The organism is Micromonospora sp. WMMD967, from assembly GCF_029626165.1.
Taxonomy (GTDB): Bacteria; Actinomycetota; Actinomycetes; order Mycobacteriales; family Micromonosporaceae; genus Micromonospora; species Micromonospora taraxaci.
Genome location: NZ_JARUBK010000001.1, coordinates 554,371 through 573,234, shown reverse-complemented (window position 1 = coordinate 573,234; position 18,864 = coordinate 554,371). Strand labels below are relative to the sequence as shown.

General features: G+C 72.2%; 18 protein-coding genes and 1 riboswitch. Of the genes, 9 read left to right on the top strand and 9 right to left on the bottom strand.

All coding sequences use genetic code 11. The features are described from left to right. Positions 1 to 64 precede the first annotated feature (64 nt). Positions 65 to 1,465 carry an FAD-linked oxidase C-terminal domain-containing protein gene (locus tag O7631_RS02760; protein WP_278142869.1) on the bottom strand — a complete coding sequence of 467 codons (1,401 nt, stop codon included), beginning with the start codon at positions 1,463 to 1,465 and terminating at the stop codon, positions 65 to 67. A gap of 68 nt (positions 1,466 to 1,533) precedes the next feature. Here O7631_RS02760 and O7631_RS02755 point away from each other — a divergent pair, with 68 nt between their 5' ends. Further along, positions 1,534 to 1,818 (top strand): DUF4031 domain-containing protein, encoded by a 285-nt coding sequence (locus O7631_RS02755; protein WP_269682141.1) that lies wholly within the window; start codon positions 1,534 to 1,536, stop codon positions 1,816 to 1,818. On the opposite strand, the gene O7631_RS02750 is transcribed toward O7631_RS02755, so the two are convergent. After that, the gene (locus O7631_RS02750) at positions 1,790 to 2,446 is read right to left on the bottom strand and encodes a metal-dependent phosphohydrolase (protein WP_278142868.1); all 657 of its coding nucleotides are present in this window, start codon (positions 2,444 to 2,446) and stop codon (positions 1,790 to 1,792) included. The two genes, O7631_RS02755 and O7631_RS02750, sit on opposite strands and share 29 nt — an antisense overlap. Before the next feature lie 106 nt (positions 2,447 to 2,552). On the opposite strand from O7631_RS02750, the gene O7631_RS02745 reads away from it, so the two are divergent. Next, positions 2,553 to 3,788 (top strand): FUSC family protein, encoded by a 1,236-nt coding sequence (locus tag O7631_RS02745; RefSeq protein WP_278142867.1) that lies wholly within the window; start codon positions 2,553 to 2,555, stop codon positions 3,786 to 3,788. A gap of 4 nt (positions 3,789 to 3,792) precedes the next feature. Here O7631_RS02745 and O7631_RS02740 read toward each other — a convergent pair whose 3' ends face one another. After that, complete coding sequence (locus O7631_RS02740; protein WP_278147821.1) at positions 3,793 to 5,043, bottom strand: aminotransferase class V-fold PLP-dependent enzyme; 1,251 nt, start codon at positions 5,041 to 5,043, stop codon at positions 3,793 to 3,795. A 70-nt stretch (positions 5,044 to 5,113) separates the two neighbouring features. Continuing rightward, positions 5,114 to 5,234: riboswitch (SAM riboswitch) on the bottom strand. Between the two features lie 23 nt (positions 5,235 to 5,257). Between O7631_RS02740 and O7631_RS02735 the strand changes: the two genes are divergently transcribed. Beyond that, positions 5,258 to 6,736, top strand: coding sequence for a PrsW family intramembrane metalloprotease (locus O7631_RS02735; RefSeq protein ID WP_278142866.1), 1,479 nt, complete (start codon positions 5,258 to 5,260; stop codon positions 6,734 to 6,736). 55 nt (positions 6,737 to 6,791) lie between these two features. On the opposite strand, the gene O7631_RS02730 is transcribed toward O7631_RS02735, so the two are convergent. Together O7631_RS02730 and O7631_RS02725 are read right to left on the bottom strand one after the other, a co-directional pair. Next, entirely contained in the window at positions 6,792 to 6,959 is a 168-nt protein-coding gene (locus O7631_RS02730; protein ID WP_167393609.1) for a hypothetical protein, read from the bottom strand. Between the two features lie 81 nt (positions 6,960 to 7,040). Next, positions 7,041 to 7,379: a co-chaperone GroES gene (locus O7631_RS02725; protein WP_030327790.1), complete on the bottom strand. Its 339-nt coding sequence runs from the start codon at positions 7,377 to 7,379 to the stop codon at positions 7,041 to 7,043. Between the two features lie 160 nt (positions 7,380 to 7,539). Between O7631_RS02725 and O7631_RS02720 the strand changes: the two genes are divergently transcribed. Beyond that, positions 7,540 to 8,850, top strand: a complete 1,311-nt coding sequence (locus O7631_RS02720) for an AI-2E family transporter (protein WP_278142865.1) — start codon at positions 7,540 to 7,542, stop codon at positions 8,848 to 8,850. A 168-nt stretch (positions 8,851 to 9,018) separates the two neighbouring features. Here the strand turns inward: O7631_RS02720 and O7631_RS02715 are convergent, their stop codons facing one another. After that, entirely contained in the window at positions 9,019 to 11,223 is a 2,205-nt protein-coding gene (locus O7631_RS02715) for an ATP-dependent DNA helicase (RefSeq protein ID WP_278142864.1), read from the bottom strand. Between the two features lie 103 nt (positions 11,224 to 11,326). Here O7631_RS02715 and O7631_RS02710 point away from each other — a divergent pair, with 103 nt between their 5' ends. Then, entirely contained in the window at positions 11,327 to 11,833 is a 507-nt protein-coding gene (locus O7631_RS02710) for a DUF402 domain-containing protein (protein ID WP_269682148.1), read from the top strand. Between the two features lie 21 nt (positions 11,834 to 11,854). Here O7631_RS02710 and sigJ read toward each other — a convergent pair whose 3' ends face one another. Then, positions 11,855 to 12,820, bottom strand: coding sequence for an RNA polymerase sigma factor SigJ (gene sigJ / locus O7631_RS02705; RefSeq protein WP_278142863.1), 966 nt, complete (start codon positions 12,818 to 12,820; stop codon positions 11,855 to 11,857). 144 nt (positions 12,821 to 12,964) lie between these two features. On the opposite strand from sigJ, the gene O7631_RS02700 reads away from it, so the two are divergent. The 3 genes from O7631_RS02700 (at position 12,965) to O7631_RS02690 (ending at position 15,679) form a co-directional block, all read left to right on the top strand. Next, entirely contained in the window at positions 12,965 to 13,906 is a 942-nt protein-coding gene (locus O7631_RS02700) for a PPK2 family polyphosphate kinase (protein ID WP_278142862.1), read from the top strand. Between the two features lie 128 nt (positions 13,907 to 14,034). Beyond that, the gene (locus tag O7631_RS02695) at positions 14,035 to 14,661 is read left to right on the top strand and encodes a DUF47 family protein (protein WP_278142861.1); all 627 of its coding nucleotides are present in this window, start codon (positions 14,035 to 14,037) and stop codon (positions 14,659 to 14,661) included. Positions 14,662 to 14,671: 10 nt separating this feature from the next. Continuing rightward, positions 14,672 to 15,679, top strand: a complete 1,008-nt coding sequence (locus O7631_RS02690) for an inorganic phosphate transporter (protein WP_145778718.1) — start codon at positions 14,672 to 14,674, stop codon at positions 15,677 to 15,679. Positions 15,680 to 15,729: 50 nt separating this feature from the next. Here the strand turns inward: O7631_RS02690 and O7631_RS02685 are convergent, their stop codons facing one another. After that, positions 15,730 to 16,698 carry a Gfo/Idh/MocA family oxidoreductase gene (locus tag O7631_RS02685; protein ID WP_278142859.1) on the bottom strand — a complete coding sequence of 323 codons (969 nt, stop codon included), beginning with the start codon at positions 16,696 to 16,698 and terminating at the stop codon, positions 15,730 to 15,732. Between the two features lie 282 nt (positions 16,699 to 16,980). Here O7631_RS02685 and O7631_RS02680 point away from each other — a divergent pair, with 282 nt between their 5' ends. After that, complete coding sequence (locus O7631_RS02680; protein ID WP_278142858.1) at positions 16,981 to 17,814, top strand: NUDIX domain-containing protein; 834 nt, start codon at positions 16,981 to 16,983, stop codon at positions 17,812 to 17,814. 259 nt (positions 17,815 to 18,073) lie between these two features. On the opposite strand, the gene pstB is transcribed toward O7631_RS02680, so the two are convergent. Then, positions 18,074 to 18,850 carry a phosphate ABC transporter ATP-binding protein PstB gene (gene pstB, locus O7631_RS02675; protein WP_088987405.1) on the bottom strand — a complete coding sequence of 259 codons (777 nt, stop codon included), beginning with the start codon at positions 18,848 to 18,850 and terminating at the stop codon, positions 18,074 to 18,076. Positions 18,851 to 18,864 lie beyond the last annotated feature (14 nt).

Here is an 18,864-nt window from a genome sequence, read left to right as displayed (position 1 = left end):
CGGGCTGACGCCGGCCGGCCTCACGGGCTGACGCCGGCCGGCCTCAGGGGCTGACGCCGGCCGGTCAGAGCACCTTGCCCGGGTTGAGCAGACCGGCCGGGTCCAGCGCCGACTTGATCGCCTGGTGCACCCGGACGCCGACCGGCCCGATCTCCCGGGCCAGCCAGTCCCGCTTGAGCAGCCCCACCCCGTGTTCGCCGGTGCACGTGCCGCCCAGGTCGAGGCCGAGCCGCATGATCTCGTCGAACGCCCGCCGGCCCCGCTCCACGCTCGCCGGGTCGGCCCGGTCGACCACGATGTTCGGGTGCATGTTGCCGTCCCCGGCATGCCCCACCACGCCGATGGGCACCTCGCACTCCGCCGCGATCCGGGCCACCCCGTCCAGCAGCGCCGCGAGCGAGCCACGCGGCACCGCCACGTCGTCGATCACCAGACCGCCGTTGCCGCCCGGGTACGCGTCGGCGGCGAACTTCTCCATCGCCGGGTGCGCCAGCCGGCGAGCCTGTAGGAGCGCCGCCGCCTCCACCGCGTCGGTGGCCGCGTAGACCTCGTCGGCGCCGGCCGCCTCACAGACAGCGGCCAGGCCGGCCAGGTCGTCGGCGGCCCGGGGGCCGGTGTCCGCCGCGGCCAGCAGCAGCGCCTGCGCGTCGGTGCGCAACCCCATCGGCTGGTACGCCTCGATCGCCCGCAGGTGGGTCTGGTCGAGCAGTTCCAACAGGCTCGGGGTGAGGCCACGAGCCGCGATCTCGGCCACCGCGGCGCCGGCCGCCGCGGTGGACGGGAAGACCGCCACCAGGGTCAGCGAGTCGGCCGGTGCGGGTCGCAGCGCCACGGTCACCTCGGTGATCACGCCGAGGGTGCCCTCCGAGCCGACGAAGAGCCGGGTCAGGTCGTAACCGGCCACCCCCTTGGCCGTACGCCGACCGGTGCGCAGCACCTCACCGGAGGCGAGCACCACCTCCAGGCCGAGGACGTACTCGGTGGTCACGCCGTACTTCACGCAGCACATGCCACCGGCGTTGGTGGCCACGTTGCCGCCGATCGTCGACGACTCCCAGGAACCGGGGTCCGGCGGGTACCAGAGCCCCTGCTTGGCGACCGCCCCGGCGAGCGCCGCGTTGACCACTCCGGGTTGGACCACAGCGATGCGGCTCACCCTGTCGATCTCCCGGATCTCGTCCATCGCGACGGTGCTGATGACCACCGCGCCGTCCACCGCGTTGGCCGCGCCGGCCAGCCCGGTCCGCGCGCCCTGCGGCACCACCGGTACGCCGTGCCGCGCCGCCGCCCGCACCACGGCGACCACCTGTTCGGTGCTGCGCGGGCGGGTCACCACGAGCGGCCTGCCGGCGGCGCACAGGTCGGCCTCGTCCCGTTGGTGCATCCGCAGCAGGTCCGGGTCGGTGAGCACGGCGTCGTCGCCGAGCGCGTCGCGCAGGTCGGCGAGGAGATCGGTGGGGGCCATGCAGCCGAGGCTAGGTCGCCGGCAGCCGATCATCAACATGATCGACTGCGCGGGATAGCTTGGGCACCATGCTCTACCTGGACCGGCCTGCCTGGCCGTGGCGCGGTCGGCTCTGGTCGCACCTGATCAGCGACGTCTCGTACGCCGAGCTGCACGCCTTCGCCGAGACGCTCGGTGCGCCCCGGCGCGGCTTCGACCGGGACCACTACGACATTCCGGCCGACCGGTTCGCGGCGGCGGTGTGGCTCGGCGCCCAGGTGGTGCCGAGCCGGGAACTGGTCCGGCTACTCCGCACGGCCGGGCTGCGTCGCCCGAAGCACCTGGTCAGCCCGCGTCCTTCGACTCCTCGCTGAGCGCGGCCAGCTCGCGGCGCATGTTGTCCCGGGCGGGCTCCTCCCACCGGCTGGCCAGCGGCGGCAGCCGGAACAGCGCGGGCAGCGCCAGCAGACCGGTCAACACCGCCGCCCGCCCGGCCCGGAAGGCCGGCTCCGGCACGTGGGCGTACTCCCGCCGGATCGCCGCCGCGTACCGCTCGTACGTGGCCGCCGGCGCGGCCAGCACGGCGAGGTCCGCGTCGCAGAGCAGCGCGCCGTCCCGGTCACCCGGTGCCACAGTGTGCCCGGCCGTGAGCAGCACCAGCCGGTGCACCTCGGCGACGGAGGACGCCGGCACCCCGAGCCCGGTGAGCACCTCGTCGGCAAGCGCGGCGCTGTCGTGCTCGTTGGCGTACCCGGAGGCTCGCGGGTCGTAGACGGCGTCGTGGAACCAGGCCGCCAACCGCACCAGGTCGACCTGGGCGGCGAGGTCGGCGTGCTCGTCCACCACGTCGAGCACAGCCGTCAGGTGGACCGGAGTGTGGTAGTGCCGGTGCGGCTCCCGCCACCGACCGAGCAACCGCTCCCCCGCACCGCCCGACGACGCGTCCGGGCTCGCGCCGGCACCCCGGACCGCTGTCCGCCACCGATCAAGCAGATCAACCACCGCCCGAGTCTGCCGTATCCGCCCGTGACGCGTGTGAAGGGAGGATTCAGCGCGCCCACCACGGGTAGTCGCGCCCATGGCCGTGGCCCGGGACAAGCGACAGCCGATGGTGCGACGTACCGCGTTGCGTGAAGGACTGGTGGACATCGACGGCGCCCGGATCGCCGAGGCTACCGAGCAACTGCGCCATCGGAGCCGAGCCACCCTGCACGACCGTCTGCACCGGGTGAGGATGGCCGGCGGGCTGGCCGTCCAGGCCGGGCTGGCTGCCGGAATCGCGTACCTGATCGCGCACGTGGTCCTCGGTAACCCACAGCCGGTGTTCGCGCCGATCTCCGCGGTCGGCACCCTCGCCGCGTCGGTGGGCCAGCGGTTCCGCCGAACCGTCGAGTTGATCGTCGGGGTGGGGGTCGGGGTGGCCGTCGGCGACCTCTTGATCTACTTCCTCGGCACCGGGGCCTGGCAACTCGGCCTGGTGGTCACTGTCGCGATCCTGCTCACCATCTTCGCCGGGGCGAGCGTCGCCATCGTGATCCAGGCGGCGGCCACGGCGGTGCTGATCGTGACACTGAGCCCGTCGACCCAGGACCTGGAGATCCCCCGTTTCGTCGACGCGTTCCTCGGTGGCGGTGTCGCCCTGGTGGTCACGGCGGTGCTGCTGCCGCTGAACCCACTGCGGGTGATCAACCGAGCCGCCCGGCCGGCGCTCGACCTGCTCGCCACCCAGCTCGACGTCACGGCGGACGGTCTACGCAGTCGGGATCGGGCCACCATCCAGCGCGCACTGGAGAGGCTGCGCGACAACAAGGAGGAGTTGGCCACGTTGGGCGAGGCGATCGAGGGCGCGAAGGAGACCGCCACCCTCTCCCCGGCCCGCTGGCACCGCCGCGACGAACTGACCCACTACGCGGAGGCGGCCGACCCGATCGACCGAGCGATGCGCAACAGCGGCACCCTGATCCGTCGATCGGTGACCCTCATCGAGGACGAGGAGCCGGTGCCCGAATCGATGCCGGACGCGGTCGGTCACCTCGCCGAGTCGGTCCGGCTGCTCAAGCACGAGTTCGCTGCCGGGGAGGAGCCGGAGAAGGCCCGGGAGCGGTCCCTGCGGGCGGTCAGCGAGGCCGGCCGGGCGTACGGTGACGGCGTCGGCTTCTCCGGCAGCGTGGTGGTCGCCCAGATCCGCACCACAGCGAGCGACCTGTTGGTGGCCTCCGGGATCGAGCAGGAGGAGGCGAACCGGTGGATCCGCACCGCCTTCGGGGAGCAGGAGCGGCCGGTCGCCGAGCCGGCCAAACCCGACGAGACACCGAAACCGCCCACCGCCCCACCCGTCGGCTGAGCCCTCACCCCAGGTCGGCGAGTGCGGCGAGCAGCTGGTCCACCTGCGCCTCCGTGGTGCCCAGGCCGATGCTGGCCCGCAGCGCCGTGGACGGCAGGTCCCGGCGGCCGGTACGCCCCGCCGCCTCGCTGAGCAGACGTCGCGCCAGCGGGTGGGCGCAGAACAACCCGTCGCGTACGCCGATGTGGTGTTCGGCGGCCAACCGTGCGGCCACGTCGCTGGAGTCCCAGCCGACGACCACGAACGAGACGATCCCGACGCGGGGCGCGTCGCGGCCGAACGTGCGCAGCTCCACGACGTGCGGCAGAGCGGCGATGCCGGTCCGCAGTCGGGTCAGCAGCGCCTGCTCGTGGGCGGCCAGCGCGGCCCGGTCTGCGCCGTCGAGCGCCGTACACACAGCCGCCAGCGCCACCGCGCCGAGCAGGTTCGGGGTGCCGCCCTCGTGCCGTGCCGGCCCGGTCGTCCAGTTCACGTCGTGGGTGGCCGGTCCGACGTGGCTGGTGGCACCGCCGCCGGCCAGGTACGGCGGTGCGGCGTCCAGCCAGTCCGCCCGGCCGATCAGCACACCCGCACCGAACGGCGCGTACAGCTTGTGGCCGGACACCGCCAGGTAGTCGACGTCCAGCGCGAGCAGGTCGACCGGGGCGTGCGGGGCGAGCTGCGCGGCGTCCAGCACGATCCGGGCACCATGCCGGTGGGCCACCCGGGCCAGCTCGGTGACCGGCCACAGCTCACCGGTCACGTTGCTCGCACCGGTCACCGCGACCAGCACCGGCAGCGCCGGGTTGCTGCCCCGGCGTAGTTCGGTGAGGGCGGCGGCGAGGTCGCGTACCGCAGCGTCCGGGTCGGTGGGCACAGGCAGCCGCACCGAGCCGCGCGGCCACGGCAGCAGGTTGGCGTGGTGCTCACCGGCGAAGGTGACCACCGTCGTGCCCGCCGGCACGGCCCGTGCCAGCAGGTTGAGCGCGTCGGTGGTGTTGCGGGTGAAGATCACGTGATCGTCGGCTCGGGCGCCGAAGAAGTCACCGACCGTCTGCCGGGCCTGCTCGTACGCGAGGGTGCAGCGTCGGGACAACGCTCCCGCCCCACGGTGGACGCTCGCGTACCAGGGCAGCAGCTCGGCCACCGCGTCGGCGGCGGCCCGCGCGCACGGCGCGCTGGCGGCGTAGTCCAGGTTGATCTCGCCCGGTACGCCGAGGACGTCGAGCGGCCCCGACAAGGTCGGCTCGGGCGCGGTGTCGAAGCAGGTGGGCAGCGGGGGGAGAAGGGTGACGGGCACGCCGGAACCTCCGGGGTCAGGGACCCCGGGTGCACTGTCGGGACGGGGTCCGCGCTTGCCCAGCACACCGATCGGGCTGGGCCCGGTCATCACCCGGGGCACCCCACCGCGAACTCGACGAGGGTTGCCGGCCAGCAAGCCGGGGCTTCGCGCTGGCACTCGTGACCTGCCGGCAGCATAGCGGCTGCCGATGCGACCGGACCAGCCGGCGGCGGATGGCTACGCTGACCGCATGGCCGACACCCCGCCCGGTTCACCCCTGCCGTCGCCGCCCGCATCCACGGCCCCGTCCGCCGTCGAGGCGCCCCCGATGCCGCGGCGCCGACTGGGCTGGCGGCGGTTCCTGGCGCTGGCCGTGGTGGTGCTGCTCATCGCCGCCTGCGCGGTGTTCATCGTCTTCCAGCTCGGCCAGTCGCTCGGCGTGCAGGCCCTGCTCATCGGGGTGGCCGCCGCCATCCTGCCGGTGCCGGTGCTGGTCGCCTGCTTCCTCTGGCTGGACCGGTACGAACCCGAGCCGCTGAAATACCTGATCTTCTGCTTCGCCTGGGGCGCGTTCGTCTCCACCGCCGCCTCACTGACGGTGAACGACTTCGCCGCCGGCCGCTTCGCCGACTGGGGTCTGCCGGCCGCGCTGACCGGAGTGCTGGTGGCGCCGTTCATCGAGGAGTCGACGAAGGCGCTCGGCCCGATTTTGCTGCTGGTGTTCCGCCGCCGCGAGTGGTCCGGGATCACCGACGGCCTGGTCTACTGCGGGCTGTCGGCGGTCGGCTTCGCCATGGTGGAGAACATCCTCTACCTGGGCGGGTTGGGCTACGCGTCCGGTGTCGACAGGTATGGCCCCGCCACCGGCATCCAGCAGGTCATCGCGATCTTCATCCTGCGGATCCTGCTGTTCGGGTTCGCCCATCCGCTCTTCACCTCGATGACGGGTTTCGGCCTGGGCATCGCCGCGCGGACGGCGGACCGGCGGGTCCGGGTGCTCGCCCCGATCGCCGGCCTGCTGCTGGCGATGATGTTGCACGGCACGTGGAACCTGCTGCCCACGCTCACCCAGGCCACGGGCGAGGCCGTGATCATGCTGTACGGCTTCCTGGGCCTGATGGTGCCTGTCTTCTTCGGCACCGTGGGGCTGGCGGTGTGGCTGCGCGCCTGGGAGGGGCGGCTCACCGAGCGCGTCCTGCCGGACTACGTACGCGCCGGCTGGCTGAGCCCGCCCGAGGTGGCCGCGCTGAGCAGTCTGGGGCGACGGCACGCGGCCCGCAGTTGGGCGCGCCGGGTGGCCGGTGACGCCGGGGTCCGGGCGATGCGCGGTTACCAGTCCGCCGCCACCCGGCTGGCCCTGCTGCGCGACGGCACCCTGCGGGGCCTGGACCGGAAGGCCGCCGACCAGGAACGGACCGCACGGGAGGAGCGGGAGCTGCTGGACGCGATCAGCGCGTACCGGTCGGTCTTCGTCGGTCGGGATCCGCAGGCCCCGGCCGGGCTCTGGGACGGCAGCCGCTACCACCTGCGCTTCCCGGACGGCCAGCAACGCCCGGTGAACGCGCCGGACGAGCCGGTGGTGCCGATTCCGGTGGTGTTGGCCCCCGCACCGCCCCCGGTCGGGTACGCCCCACCCGGCTGGCCCGGCCTGCGCCCGCCCGCGCCCTGGCCCCCGGGTCACCACTGACGGCTGGTGCCCGTGGCTCAGGTGATCAGACCGGGGCCTCAGCCAGCCCGCCGGCTCACGTCATCAGCGAGGTGAGGAAGTCGCCGAAGCCCTGGAACATCGCGATCAACGCGGCCCCGATCGCCCGGAACATCTGCGCGGCGCCGTCCGGCCGGAAGGCCACGAAGTAGATCAGGAACGCGACGAAGCCCCAGGTCAACAGCTTCTTCACGAATACCGGCATCGTCCCTCCCCAGGGCCACGGTCGCCGGATGGCTTCCCGTCGTGCGGCCGGGCAAACGGTGCGCGGCAGGGGGAGGGTGGGTCAGAGGTAGAGGCCGGTGGAATCGTTCTCGATCCGCTCGGCGGCCACGGCGTGCACGTCGCGTTCGCGCAGCAACACGTACCCGCGGCCGTGCAGCTCGACCTCGGAACGGTCGTCCGGGTCGAAGAGCACCCGGTCGCCGGAGACGATGGCCCGCACGTTCGGGCCCACGCCCACGGCGGTGGCCCAGGCGAGGCGTTTGCCGACCGCGGCGGTCGCCGGGATGACGATGCCGGCGGTGGAGCGGCGTTCGCCCTCGCTGCCCTCCATCCGCACCAGCACCCGGTCGTGCAGCAGACGGATCGGCAGGCCGGCGTCGAGATCGTTGTCGGCGGTCACGCCGGAGACGCTACCGTGTGGCCGACGGCGGGCCGCCGGTGGTTACGCCGGTGGTGGCGGGGGCACTGTGTGGCGGAACTGCCCTACGGTGTCGGCAACGGACGTATGCTGTCCGACCTGTCGCCGTGGGTGGACCGGTCTCTTCTGCCAGGAGGTGCGCTTGAGCCGCTTCGAGCGGGTACGCGGGCGGCTTCGCCGCGCCTACCAGTCGCGACAGGAGTCGGCCCGTCCCGACGAGGGCACGTCGAGCGACGAGTTGAGCGACGTGTCGGCGGACGCCCGGGTGGCGTCCCCGGCCGTACCGGGGCCGACCGCGCCGCCGACTGCCTCGGTCTACGGTGCTGAGCCTCCTGTGGACCTGCACAGTTCGACCTCCAGCCGGGACGACGCCGACGTCCCGCACGGGCTGCGGATCGCCGCAGCGTGGTGCTGGCGGCTGATCGTGATCGGCGTGGTGGCCTGGGCTCTGCTCCGGATCGTCGGCACGATCAAGATCGTGATCATCCCGTTGGCCATCGCGCTGCTGCTCTCCGCGCTGCTCGCGCCTGCGGTGGGCTGGCTGCTGCGGGCCCGACTGCCCCGGTCGCTGGCGACGGCGGTGGTGCTGGTCGGCGGCCTGGTCGCGGTCATCGGCACGCTGACGCTCGTGGTCAACGAGTTCATCCGGGGCGTGCCGGAGTTGAGCGCGAAGTCCTCGGAGGGCGTCCGGCAGATCCAGAACTGGCTGAAGACGGGCCCGCTGCACCTCTCCGACACCCAGCTCGACCGCTACATCGACGAGGCCCAGGGCTGGATCAACAACAACACCTCGAAGTTCACCAGCGGGGCGCTGAGCACTGCGGCGACGCTGGCCGAGGTGCTGACCGGCACGCTGCTCGTGCTCTTCGCGACGTTCTTCTTCCTGCGCGACGGCACCCGGATCTGGCGTTTCCTGGTCCGCCTGCTGCCGGTGGCCGCCCGGTGGAAGGTCGACGATGCGGGCCGAGCCTCCTGGCAGACGCTTGTCGCCTACGTCCGCGCGACCGTCCTGGTCGCCTTCATCGACGCGGTCGGCATCGGCATCTTCCTGGTCATCTTCGACATCCCGTTCGCCTTCCCGCTGGCCGCGCTGGTCTTCCTCGGCGCGTTCATCCCGATCGTCGGCGCGGCGCTGTCCGGCGGCGTCGCGGTGCTCGTCGCGCTCGTCGACAGCGGCCCGGTCACCGCCCTGATCATCCTGGGCGCGGTGATCGGTGTGCAGCAGATCGAGGGGCACGTCCTCCAGCCGCTGATCATGGGACGGGCGGTCGCCCTCCACCCACTCGCGGTGATCATCGGTATCGCCGCGGGTGTCGTCCTCGCCGGCATCACCGGCGCGCTGGTCTCCGTGCCGCTCATCGCGGTGCTGAACACCGCCGTCCGTCGGCTCGCCGCCCGAAGGGTCCCGGACACCCCACCCGACGCCGTGGTCGTCGCCGCCCAGGCCCCGTAGGAGAGCGCCCACGCCTTCGCGCGCTCCGCGCGCGTCGCCAGCCCGCTTGATCACGCACGAACATGGAAGGAGTGGCCTCCCCACCGCGGGAGGCCACTCCTTCCATGTTGTAGCGCGATCTTGGCCGTGCGCCGCCCGGCGCTGGGGTGAGGGGTGACGGTGGGTCGGTCAGGACTGGGCGAGGCGTTCCAGGGCGCCGCGAGCCACCTCGGGACGCGTCGTGTACCAGAACGGGGGCAGCGACCGCCGCAGGAACGGCCCGTAACCGCGAGCCGTCTCCAACCGGGAGTCGAGCACCGCGACCACGCCCTTGTCGCCGGTCGCTCGGATCAGCCGGCCCACACCCTGAGCCAGCCGAACCGCCGCGATCGGCACGCTGACCGCTGCGAAGCCGGAGCCGCCGCCCGCGTCCACGGCGGCAGCGCGAGCCGCCGCCAGCGGCTCGTCCGGGCGCGGGAAGGGCAGCCGGTCGATGACGACGAGCTGACACGCGTCACCCGGCACGTCCACGCCCTGCCACAGCGACATCACACCGAACAGGCAGCTGGCGCGCTCCTCGCGGAACCGACGGACCAGCAACGGCAGGGCCTCCTCGCCCTGCAACAGCACCGGCAGGTCGGTCCGCGCGCGCAGCAGCTCCGCGGCCTGCTGCGCGGCCCGCCGAGAGGAGAAAAGCCCGAGGGTACGACCACCGAGTGCTCCGACCAGCCCGAGCAACTCCTCTCCGGCGGCCTCGGGCAGCCCGGAGACGCTGGGGCGGGGCAGGTGCGCGGCGACGTACAGGATGCCCTGCCGGGCGTAGTCGAACGGCGAGCCGACGTCGAGTGACCGCCACCCGGGGCCCTCGGTGGCCGGTACGACGGCACTGGGGGTCACCTCTCCAGCCAGTCGACGGCCCGGTGTCTCGGCCACCGGACGACCCGGGCCGGTGCGGGCAGCCAGCGCGGCCGACGCGGGGGACGGCGGCGCGGGTGGGGGAGCGTCCAGCCCGAGGGCGCGGGCCACCGTGTCGAACCGGCCTCCCAGCGCCAGGGTCGCCGAGGTGGCGACGACTGTGCGCTCGTCGTACAGGTGAGTGGCGAGAGTGCCGGCGACCGAGAGCGGCGCGACCACCAGCGCCCGGCGGCTGCCGCTGTCGTTCTTCTCGACCCAGGCCACGTCGTGGTCGCCCTCCTCCAGCAGCCGCTGCGCGGTGGTGGAGAGTTCGTCCAGCGCGGCCTTGGCCTGCTGCTTGCGGACCGGGTCGGGGTCGTCGGCCTTGATGTCGCCGATGGCGTCCAGGGCGGAGCGGGTCGCCGCGTCGAGCAGCGTGCACGCCTCCCGCAGGGGTGTGGGAAGCCCCGCCGTGATGCGTCCGGCCGGTGCCTCGGCCAACCCCACCGCGAGGGCGTCACCGGCCGCGGTGAGCGCTTCGGCGGTCTCCGGTCGCAGCAGTGTGCGCGCCCGGCGGGTGGTGCGGTCGATCAGCTCCGGCACCAGCTCCGCCTGGGCCGCCGAGGAGACCCGGTCGGCCAACTCGTGCGCCTCGTCGACGATGAGCAGCTTGTGCGGCGGAACGATGTGCCGGTCGGCGAGCATGTCGACAGCGAGCAGGCTGTGGTTGGTCACCACGATGTCCGCCTCGCGGGCCCGGGCCCGGGACGCCTCGGCGAAGCACTCCTGCCCGAACGGGCAGCGGCTCGCACCGACGCACTCCCGGGCGGGCATCGACACCAGCCGCCAGGCCTGGTCGTCCACGCCCGGGTCCAGCTCGTCGCGGTCGCCGGTGGCGGTCTTCTCGGCCCAGTCGCGTAGCCGCTCGATCTGCTTGCCCAGCCGGCCCGCCTCACCGAGCCACTTCGTCCCCCCGCCGGGGCGAGCGGCGGGGGCGTCGAAGAGGGTGTCCTCCGGCTCCTCCTCGGTGGAGTTGTCGAGTCGGGCGAGGCACAGGTAGTGGTGGCGGCCTTTCAGCACCGCGAAGGTGGGTCGACGACCGAGCACCGGCTCGACCGCGTCGGCCAGTCGGGGGAGGTCGTGGTCGACGAGCTGGGACTGCAACGCCAGGGTGGCGGTGGAGACCACCACCGGGCCGTCCACGGTCAGCGCCGGTGCGAGGTAGGCCAGCGACTTGCCGGTGCCGGTGCCCGCCTGCACGAGAAGGTGCTCGCCGTCGGCCACGCACTCCTCGATGGCCGTGGTCATCTGTAGCTGGCCGGGTCGTTCCGCGCCGCCGGGCACCGCGCCGACCGCCGCCGCCAGCAACTCCCTGCCGCTGGGTTTGGCACCCCGCCGCCGGCCCTTGGCACGGGCCGACGGGGTGGCGGAACCGGTGGCGGTGCGGGGCGGAGTCACCGTGCGACGGTACCCGTCGCCGCCGACACCGACCGCGCCCATCCGTCGCGTGGCGCGAAGCCGGCCGGGCCGGTCGACGTCGGTCCGTGCCGTCCCGTTACCGCCGCGCTACGACCCGTGGGCAGTATCGGTTAGGGTGCGAATCATGCCGAGCGACATGGTCCGAGTGATCTACCGCAAGTACGACGGCAGCGCCCACCGCGACTACCCGGCCCGCCGGCTCACCGAGGACGATCTCGGCGTCTGGCTCGGCGTGCCCGAGGGCACCGAGTCGGTCTACCACGGCCGGCCCTCGGTGGAGAAGATCCCGTTCGTGTTGCTGGTGCCCCATCGCGCCTGGTGGACGGCCATGTTCAACCCCCCACCGCGCACCAGCGAGGTCTACTGCGACATCACCACCCCGGCCCGCTGGGAATCCGACGACACAGTGCACCTCATCGACCTGGACCTCGACGTGGTGCGGCGTCGGGCCACCGGCCTGGTGGAGTTGCTCGACGAGGACGAGTTCGCCGAGCACCGGGCCCGGTTCGGCTACCCGGACGACGTGGTGGCCGAGGCCGAGGCGGCTGCCCAGCGGCTGTTCGGGGCCCTCGGCGACGGCACCGAGCCGTTCGCCGGGGCGTACCGCAAGTGGTTGGCTCTCGTGGTCTGACACCGCCCACGGCGGGTCGGTTCACCAGCGCGGCGGCCAGGTGTCGTCGTCGCCCAACGCCACCAGAGCGGCGAGCTTCTCCGGATTGAGCTGGTTGTAGATGGCGGTGATCCGCCCCTCGTGCACGGCGAACGCGGTGACCAGGCGGATGGGCCGGCCGTCGCTGTGCGTCGTCTCCATCTGCAGGCCGAGTACGCCGTCGACCAGCACCGGTCGGGACCGGACGCGTCGGGCGTACCGGCCGGTCCGGCCGAACAGACCGAGCGTGAGACGGCCGACGGCGTCCGCGCCGAGCACCGGCCGCCGGGCCGCCGGGAAGTGCCCGCCGGAGTCGCCGACGAACACCACGTCCGGGGCGAGCACCCGGAGCAGCTGGTCCAACTCGCCGGACTCGGTCGCGACGACGAACGCTTCGAGCACCCGACGCTGCTCGGCCAGGTCGGCCGTGTGCCGGGGGACGTCCGGCGCGGCGACCGCCCGGCGTGCCCGGGAGGCGAGCTGTCGGGCCGACACCTCGGTGGTGCCGAGCACCTCGGCGACCCCGGCGAACGGCACCGCGAACACGTCGTGCAGCACGAGAGCGACCCGTTGCTCCGGTGCGAGTCGCTCCAGCACCACCAGCAACGCCGCGCCGACCTGCTCGGTGCGGACCGCCCGGTCCGCCGGATCGGGTGCGTACCCGTCCGAGGACGGTCCGCCGCCCAACGGGCTCACCACCGGCTCCGGAAGCCACTGACCGGGGTACGCCTCCCGACGGACCCGGGCCGAGCGGAGCACGTCGAGGCAGATCCGGGCACAGGTGGTGGTCAGCCACGCGGACAGTTCACGGATCTCGGCGCGGGCGCCCGGGTCGGCGAGTGCAGCGGCGCAGCGCAGCCAGGTCTCCTGCACCGCGTCCTCCGCCTCGGCGCGGCTGCCCAGCATCCGGTGGGCCACCGCGAGCAGCCGACCCCGCTCGGCCTCGAACTCCGTCGCCAGGTCCCGCACGACCCACCATCCTCCCGGTCGGCACCGTCCTGGCGTACATCCTCGCGGCAACCGCACGTACCGGCTGCCCCGGACGGTCGGGCGGCCGTCCCGGGCAGGGTCCCTTGGCGGGCGGATGGCCTGGGGGTGGGCGATGATCCGTGGATGAGCTCACCCCAGCAACGGCAGATCGTGGCACCCTCTGGCGGCTCCGTGCGGGAGTTGCTGCGGGTCACCGCGCCGGTGGACCTCGGTGCCATCGACCCCCGCTCCACGCCCGGCCTGCCGGAGACGGCGGGGCGCGGCGAGCGCCGCAAGGCATGGGCGCGAGAGCAGGTGGAGCTGGTCGGCGGCGAGCTGGCCCAGCAGCAGGAGATGCTCTTCGCGATGGCCAAGACCGGGTCGGAGCGGCCGGCGCACCGGGTGCTGCTGGTGCTGCAGGCGATGGACTGCGGCGGGAAGGACGGCACGATCAAGCGGGTGGCCGGTGCGATGAACCCGTTGGGTCTGCACATCCGCTCGTTCGGGCCGCCGACCCGCCAGGAGCTGCGGCACGACTTCCTCTGGCGGATCCGTCGCGAGCTGCCTCCGCCGGGGTACGTGGGGATGTTCAACCGCTCGCACTACGAGGACGTGTTGATCGCCCGGGTCGGGTCGCTGGTGCCCGAGACGACCTGGCGGGCCCGCTACGACGCGATCAACTCGTTCGAACGGGAGCTCGCCGAGGGTGGAATGACCCTGGTGAAGGTCATGTTGCACATCTCGTACGAGGAGCAGGGCAAGCGCCTGCTGGAGCGCCTGACCGACCCCCGTAAGCACTGGAAGTACAACCCGTCCGACATCGACTCCCGGGGGCACTGGGACGACTACCAGGCCGCGTACGCCGAGGCCCTCAGCCGGTGTGGCACGGACGCCGCGCCCTGGTTTGTGGTGCCGGCGGACCGCAAGTGGTACAGGGACTGGGCGGTGGCCCACCTGCTGCGTGAGACGTTCGACACTCTCGACCTGGGGTATCCGGCTGCCGATTTCGACGTGGACGAGGAGCGGGAACGGCTTGGTGCTGGGGGACCGGGTGCGCGTGGGACAGCCGAGATGAACAGTAGGTAAACGACCGGTGAATGAGGCCTGGCCAGGGGTGGGCCGCCGAATTCCCGGTTCAGCCGTTTCCTAGCATTCACCGAGCGGTCGCTCGTCGGGCGCCGCCACCCTTCCACCGACGCGACGAGGTCTGTGCTGTGAAGTTTTCCTTCCGCCCCACCGAGGGCGCCTTCTACGAGCTCTTCACCAGGGCCGCGCAGAACCTGGTCCGGGGCACGGAACTGCTCAACGAGCTGGCCCTGCCCGGCGTGGACGTGCAGTCGGTCAGCGAGCGGTTGACCGAGGTCGAGCACGACAGCGACCAGATCACCCACGACCTGTACAAGAAGATCAACTCGACCTTCATCACCCCGTTCGACCGGGAGGACATCTACCGGCTCGGCTCACTGCTGGACGATGTGATGGACCACCTGGAAGCGGTCGGCGACCTGCTCTACCTGTACGGGCTGACCGAGTTGCCGGCGCTGCCCCGCGAGCTGCACGAAATGGTCAACGTGCTCGACCAGCAGGCCAAGCTGACCGCCGAGGCGATGCCCCGGCTGAAGTCGATGAAGGATCTCGAGGACTACTGGATCGAGTGCAACCGCCTGGAGAACGAGGGCGACCGGATCAACCGGCAGTTGCTCGTCCGGCTCTTCTCCGGTGAGTACGACGCGCTGACGGTGCTGAAGATGAAGGAGGTCGCCGACGAGTTGGAGGCCGCCTGTGACGCCTTCGAGCACGTGGCCAACACCGTCGAGACCATCGCGGTCAAGGAGTCCTGATCCTGTGACCGTGACACCCGAACTCATCGCCGTGCTGGCGGTGATCGGGGTAGCCCTGGCGTTCGACTACACCAACGGCTTCCACGACGCCGCCAACGCGATCGCGACCAGCGTCTCCACGCGGGCGCTGACACCTCGGATCGCCCTCGGGCTCGCCGCGGTCGGCAACTTCATCGGCGCCCACTTCGGCGCCGGAGTCGCCAAGACCGTCGGCGACGGCCTGGTCACCCTGCCCACCGGGGTGAGCAGCCTGGGGGTGGTCTTCGCCGGGGTGCTCGGCGCGATCGCCTGGAACCTGATCACCTGGTACTTCGGTCTGCCCTCGTCGTCCTCGCACGCGCTTTTCGGCGGGCTGGTCGGCGCGACCCTGCTGTCCACCGGCGGCATCGTGCAGTGGGTCAACATCGGCGAGAAGGTGCTGCTGCCGATGGTGCTCTCGCCGATCGTCGGCCTCACCCTCGGTTACCTCCTGATGCTCGCCATCCTGTGGCTGTTCCGAAAGGGGCAGCCGGGCAAGCTCAACCGGGGCTTCCGGTGGGCGCAGACCGCCTCGGCGGCCGCCATGTCCGTCGGCCACGGCATGCAGGACGCCGCCAAGACCATGGGCATCGTGGTGCTGGCGCTGTACACCGGCGGTTTCCAGGAGAGCAAGACGCACATCCCGGGCTGGGTGTTCTGGACGTCGGCGACGATGCTGGCCCTGGGCACGTACGCCGGTGGTTGGCGGATCATCCGGACGCTGGGCCGGAAGATCATCGACCTCGGGCCGCCGGAGGGCTTCGCGGCCGAGACGGTGGCCAGCGCGGTGCTCTACTTCAACGCCCTGGTGCTCAAGGCACCCATCTCCACCACCCACACGATCACCTCGGCGATCATGGGTGTGGGCGCGACCAAGCGGCTGTCGGCGGTCCGCTGGAACGTCGCCGGCAACATCGTGATCGCCTGGATCATCACGTTCCCGGCCGCCGCGCTGATCGCCTGCGTCACCTACCTGCTGGTCCGGCCGCTCTTCGGCTGACCGTGCCCGTCGAGAGGAGGCCCCCGGCTCCGGCCGGGGGCCTCCTCTCTTCACTCGTAGCGCACGCCGATCTGCTCGCGCACCGCGTCGAGCAGTGCCATCACCTCCAGGGTGGTGGTGTGCGGCACCAACGGGCTCTCGGTCAGACCGGCGGCCAGGCAGCGCTGCACCTCGATCGCCTCGTACTGGTAGCCGTTGCCCGCCGTGTCGGCGGTGATCGTCTCCGGCTCGGCGCCGTCCCGGTGCACAGTGAGGGAACCCGGCCGGAAGAATGGCTCCGGCAGGTCGATCCGGCCCGCGCTGCCGGTGATCGAGGCGGACAGGTTGGTCGCCCCGACCATGCCGCAGCTCAGCGTCGCCAGCGCGCCGGTGTCGTAGCCGAACAGCATGCCGGTGTTCTCGTCAGTGCCCTCCGGGCCGATCTGCGCCCAGGACCGGATGTGCTGCGGCACCCCGAGCAGCAGGTGGGCCAGACTGATCGGGTAGATGCCCAGGTCCAGCAGGGCGCCCCCGCCCAGTGCGGCGTTGCGCATCCGGTGGTCCGGCGGGAACGGCCCGGCCACCCCGAAGTCGGCGCGGACACCGCTGACCGTGCCGATCGCCCCCTCCGAGATCAGCTCGACCATTCGGAGGATCAGCGGGTTCGTCCGCATCCACATGGCCTCCATCAGGAAGACCCCGGCGGCGCGGGCGGTGTCCACCAACTCGGTGCTGGTCGCCAGGTCGAGGGTGAACGGCTTCTCCAACAGCACCGCCCGGCCGGCGGTCAGGCAGGTCATCGCCGCCTCGTAGTGCGCGGAGTGCGGGGTCGCCACGTAGATCGCGTCCACCTCCGGATCGGCGGCCAGCTCCACCCAGGAGCCGTGCGCGCGCTTCGCGCCGTACGTGTCGGCGAAACGCCGCGCGCTCTCCACGGAACGGGAACCAACCGCGACCAGTTCGGCGTCCGGCACCAGCCGGAGGTCTTCGGCGAAACGGCTGGCGATGTGGCCGGTGGCCAGGATGCCCCAACGAGTCATGCCGGAACGCTAACCGAGCTGGGTGAACGGTTCGCCGCCGGCTCAGATGTCGGACGTGCGGTGAGGCCCCGGTCGCCCCGCCCCGCCCCGCCCCGCCCCGCTCCGCTCCGCCCCCCCCGCCCACCTCACTCGCGTCCTTTGCTCTGCTTATGCGGACGCACCACGTCCCGGCCGGAGGTGGTGCACCCGCATATGCAGAGCAAAGGACGTCTGGACCGGTGCGGCTGCTGGACCGCGCATCGGCCGGGTCAGGGCTCCCGAGGGGGGAACTAGGCTCGCGGCATGACGATCGACAGTGACGGCTTCGCCGCGCCGGCTGCCCTGGTCGAGCACGCCCGCCGGTTCCAGGCCGAGGGCGGCACCCCGGCGGTGCCCCGGGTCGCGGCCACCGTGCTGCTGCTGCGCCCGACCGACGCCGACTTCGAGGTGTACGTCATCCGCCGGGTCGCCGCCATGACCTTCGGGGGCATGTACGCCTTCCCCGGCGGTGGGGTGGACCGCTCCGACTCGGAGACACACCTGGACTGGGCCGGGCCCACACCGGATGAGTGGGCCGGGCGGCTCGGGGTGGCCCCGGGCGCGGCCCAGGCGGTCGTCTGCGCCGCCGCGCGGGAGGTCTTCGAGGAGGCGGGTGTGCTGCTCGCCGGCCCGGACCCGGCGACGGTGGTGGGCGACGTCAGTGGCGACGACTGGGAGGCGGCTCGTCAGGACCTGGAGGGTCGCCGGCTGGGCTTCGCCGCGTTGCTCGCCGACCGTCAGCTCACCCTCCGGTCGGACCTGCTGCTGCCGTGGAGCCGGTGGATCACTCCGGAGTTCGAGCCGCGCCGCTTCGACACGTACTTCTTCGTCGCCCTGCTGCCGGCCGGCCAACGGACCCGCGACGTCTCCGGCGAGGCCGACCACACCCTGTGGATCCGGCCGGCGGACGCGTTGGCCCGGGCCAAGGCCGGCGAGCTGACCATGCTGCCACCGACCCTGGTCACGCTGGCCCAGGTGGCGGCGGCCGGCGACCTGGCCGCAGTGGCCCGGGCGGCGGCGGATCGGGACGCCGCCGCCCCGGTCACCCCACGCCTGGACCTACCCCCGAACGGCGAACCCCGCTTCGTGCTCAGCTGAGCGGCCCCGCCCACCCAGCTGGGGGCAAAAGTGCCCTTCGCGCCTTCGTTGGGCACCGCAACTCCATGATCGACTCGACTTCGCCGATGTCGCGGTATCAACCCCTCGCGGATACCCCCACATCGGTGAAGTCGTGTGGATCTTGCGGGAGGCGGGGTGCTCTGCCAGCCCCGCCTCTCCGGTCCGTGTGGACAGCCCCGGAAACGGCACCGGCGCCCACGCCGGGAGGGCGGGGCGCCGATGACCGGTCGCGGTCGGCTCAGCCGAAGCGACCAGTGATGTAGTCCTCGGTCTTCTTCACGCTCGGGTTGCTGAAGATCTTCTGGGTGTTGTCGTACTCGATCAGACGGCCCGGGTCGCCGGTCTTCTCGATGGAAAAGAAGGCGGTCCGGTCCGAGACCCGCGCGGCCTGCTGCATGTTGTGCGTCACGATGATGATCGTGAACTTGTCCTTGAGCTGGAACATCAGGTCCTCGATCGCCAGCGTGGAGATCGGGTCCAGCGCCGAGCACGGCTCGTCCATAAGGACGACCTGCGGCTCGACCGCGATGGTCCGGGCGATGCACAGTCGCTGCTGCTGACCGCCGGAGAGCCCTGCGCCCGGCTTGCCCAGCCGGTCCTTGACCTCGTCCCACAGGTTCGCCGAGCGCAGCGCCTTCTCGGCGGCCTCGTCCAGGATCGACTTCTTCCGGACGCCGTTGAGCTTTAGCCCGGCCACCACGTTCTCGAAGATGCTCATGGTGGGGAACGGGTTCGGCCGCTGGAAGACCATGCCGATCGTGCGGCGGACCGCCGTGACGTCCACGTCGCGGTGGTAGATGTCCTGGTCGTCGATGGTCAGGCTGCCCTCGACGCGGGCCCCCGGAAGCACCTCGTGCATCCGGTTGATCGACCGCAGGAACGTCGACTTGCCGCAACCGGACGGCCCGATGAGGGCGGTGACCGTCTTCGGCTCGACCGTCAGGTTGATGTTCTCGATCGCCTTGAAGCCGCCGTAGTACGCGGTGACGTTCGAGGCGGAGACGCGCTTGGCCATGGTGGTACCTCCGG